The sequence below is a fragment of the Succinivibrio sp. genome, assembly GCF_045124615.1.
In the GTDB taxonomy this organism is placed as follows: domain Bacteria; phylum Pseudomonadota; class Gammaproteobacteria; order Enterobacterales; family Succinivibrionaceae; genus Succinivibrio; species Succinivibrio faecicola.
Genome location: NZ_JBGVMC010000406.1, coordinates 1 through 3,451 on the forward strand (window position 1 = coordinate 1; position 3,451 = coordinate 3,451).

The 3,451-nt window shown below is 36.2% G+C and carries 3 protein-coding genes; all 3 read right to left on the reverse strand.

Annotated features, from left to right (window positions below; all coding sequences use genetic code 11):
- Positions 1-141 precede the first annotated feature (141 nt).
- On the reverse strand, positions 142-1,386 hold the full coding sequence (locus tag ACJML3_RS10740) for an extracellular solute-binding protein (RefSeq protein ID WP_406023122.1): 1,245 nt from the start codon (positions 1,384-1,386) through the stop codon (positions 142-144).
- Between the two features lie 163 nt (positions 1,387-1,549).
- Positions 1,550-3,082 (reverse strand): fumarate hydratase, encoded by a 1,533-nt coding sequence (locus ACJML3_RS10745; protein ID WP_406023124.1) that lies wholly within the window; start codon positions 3,080-3,082, stop codon positions 1,550-1,552.
- Between the two features lie 187 nt (positions 3,083-3,269).
- The coding region (locus tag ACJML3_RS10750) for a hypothetical protein (RefSeq protein WP_406023126.1) at positions 3,270-3,451 on the reverse strand (182 nt) is incomplete at its 5' end.

The following is a 3,451-nucleotide window of genomic DNA, read 5'->3' on the forward strand; positions in this document are numbered from 1 at the left end:
AGTGTTTTGCAGAATGTTCTCATATAATCCTCGATAAATTTATAAAAATATAATATGCATCCTATAGGGTGCATTTATCTGAATTATAGACAAAAATTTATTTAATGCATTTAATTATTGTTAAGGTATTAACATTTTTTGCTATTTATCAGCATTATTTTGCTTGTTTTTGTATGCCTCATCACCTTTCATATGTCTTTCATAGCGTATAAGCTCTATTTCATTGACACATTCATCAAGATTTGAATCAGATGATTCGATGTTTTCAAAGGACTTTACAAAAGCGGCATTTGCAGGGCCCCAGATATCAGCCATGAAGTTCTGATCAGGCATAAGATAACTGTGCTCACACTGTTTTAAGACAGTAAGGGCAAATTCATCGTTTAGGTAGGAAAATGTAAGAAACAGCTCATTTAAAGGTACAACCTCACCGCCTATAAGATAGCGTTTGAAAGCATATTCAGGCTGATTTATGAATCTAATGAATTTTTCTGCTAAATCCTTTTGTCTTGCATTTTTAGGGATCATATAAGCTTTTACCTTGTAAAAGGCTGACATTCTCTGAAAATTATCAAGTACAGGCAGCATTTGACAGCCAACATCAATTCCAGATTTTTTATATTTAGCATAAGCATATGAACCGTTTATGACAGATAAGGCCTTATCACTTATAAATAGCTTATCAAGATACTGCTGTCCTTTATCAAGATCGGCAACTGGCATATACTTTTTTGTATATTCAATCAATGCCTTAAAACCTTCCTTAGCATCGTTTTTATTTAGACCTACATAAGATCCTTTTTTATTGTCATCCACAAGGTAGGCACCATATGCATTAAGGAATCCAAAACCATAATAAAACTTATTTAAAAGACCTAAGATTGGATAGATTTTCTTATCCTCTGTGTAAAGCTCTCTATAGTCTTTAATTGTCTTTGGCTTATTAAGTAAAAGTTTTTTATTGTAAAAGACAATTGAAGTTTCGACACTGCGCGGAGAGGCATATATACCAGAGTCTGATTCAAAAGGAGTTAAAGAGCTGCTTGTATAAAACTGTTTGTCTGAACTCATAAAATCAAGAGGCAGTATTACTCCATCTTTGATTGCAGACTGAGCCTCCTCGCTTAAACCAACAAATACATCTGGTACAGGATAATTCTTTTCCTGCGCATTGCGAACAAGAGACATCTGCTCTTCAACACTCTTAGGCTCGATGTTAACAGTGCATTCATATAAAGATGCAAAATCTCTTGCTGCCTGCTCTATACTGGATATCTTATTAGCATCCTCATAAACAGTAAGAACTTTTTTTTCAAAGGCAAAGGCCTTACTGAATATTACAAATAAACATAAGCAAACAAATACAAAACGGGAAATGCGAAACATACTTATGCCTTTTAATCAGTTAACAATGATTTAATTATTATGGAATAAAAAAAAGAGAATAAAATTAAAAAGATAAGTAAATTTCAACAAAGATCGCAAAAAAAAAATCGCCAAGTTACAATAACTTAGCGATTACTTAGATTAAGAAAGTTAAAACTGATTACTAAATATATTTAAAATCAATTTCCTTAATCTTGTCAGACCAGATCTTAGGTCCGATGTGATGAATTGAGTTACCCTCTGAGTCAACAGCAACAGTAACAGGCATATCAACAACCTTATACTCACGGATTGCTTCCATACCTAAATCTTCAAATGCAAGTACCTTAGCAGACTTGATTGCCTTTGATACAAGATATGCAGCACCACCAGTTGCCATTAGATATGCAGCCTTGTGCTTCTTGATTGACTCAATAGCTTCAAGACCACGCTCTGACTTACCAATCATACCGTAAAGACCAGTCTTTGAAAGCATTGTTTCAACGAACTTATCCATACGTGTTGATGTGGTTGGACCTGCAGGACCAACAACCTCATCACCTACTGCAGGAACTGGGCCTACGTAGTAGATAAACTTCTTTGAAAAATCAACGCCGTCAGGAAGAGGTTTACCCTCAGCAATTAGATCACAAACTCTCTTATGAGCTGCATCACGACCGGTCAAAATAGTACCTGACAGTAATAATGTGTCACCCATCTTCCAAGTTGCGATTTCTTCTTTGGTGATGGTGTCAAGATTTACTCTCTTAACATTTGCTGTAGGATCACCATCTAACTTGATATCTGGATAATCATCAAGTGATGGAGGAACAAACTGAGCTGGGCCTGAACCGTCTAATTCAAAATCGATATGACGAGTTGCAGCACAGTTTGGAATAATTGTTGTTGCCTTAGATACAGCATGACATGGATATGTCTTTACCTTAACATCAAGAACAGTGGTGATACCACCTAAGCCCTGAGCACCGATACCAAGCTTATTGATCTTGTCATAAAGCTCTAAGCGCAACTCTTCTTCTGCATTCTTAGGGCCACGTGCAATAAGCTCCTGAATGTCGATAGGATCATTTAATGCTTCTTTTGCAAGAATTGCTGATTTTTCAGGAGTACCGCCAACACCGATACCGATGATGCCAGGAGGACACCAGCCTGCACCCATGTGAGGGATCTGTGATAATACATAATCAACAACGCTGTCTGATGGATTTAGCATGCGCATGTGAGTCTTGTTCTCAGAGCCGCCACCCTTTGATGCGATAGCAACTTCAACCTTGTTACCATGAACCATCTCAATGTGAACTACGGTTGGAGTGTTGTCCTTAGTATTGATTCTCTTGCCAAGTGGATCGGTAAGAATAGATTTACGAAGTGGATTTGTCTCAAAGGCATATGCTCTTCTTGTGCCTTCATCAACCATTTCCTGAATGGTCATGTCGCCTTCAAAGCGAACATCCATACCAATCTTGACAAAGCATGTTACAGCACCAGTATCCTGACATAAAGGACGGTGACCGATAGCACACATTTTTGAGTTAACTAAGATCTGAGCAATAGCATTCTTTGCAGATGGGTTCTGCTCGATATCATAAGCATGCTTCATTGCCTTTAGAAAATCTTTTGGATGATAGTAGGAAATATACTGAATCGCATCGCAGACTGAATCAATAAAATCCTTTGTTTTAATCAGAGTTGTCATTAGGATATTCCTTAAAAACAATTGAACAAAAAGATAAAACTATCATACAACCGCAAACGATTTTGTTCAAATATATTGATAGATTTTTAATCTGTTTTTGAGCACAAGCTTGCACATTAGCAATTAAAATTGAAAAAAAAAGATGCCTTTAGAAAAACTAAAGGCACTGATTACTTACGGATAATGTTTATGAATTTTTTATATCTGTAGTAGATGTACTGCTCGTTGAGTCTTTTTCAGTACTTTTACTTTGATTTGTTGTCACAGTCTGACCAGATGTATCAGTCTTTTTTGCATATTTTAAAGAAACCTCCTGCTCTATTTTTGCAATATTCTCAAGACGCTTCTTTTTTATGCTCTGATAATCAT

Bases quoted from the DNA above. Each gene is read 5' to 3' on its own strand.
- ACJML3_RS10740 (WP_406023122.1), bottom strand. From the start codon at position 1,386: ATGTTTCGCATTTCCCGTTTTGTATTTGTTTGCTTATGTTTATTTGTA.
- ACJML3_RS10745 (WP_406023124.1), bottom strand. From the start codon at position 3,082: ATGACAACTCTGATTAAAACAAAGGATTTTATTGATTCAGTCTGCGAT.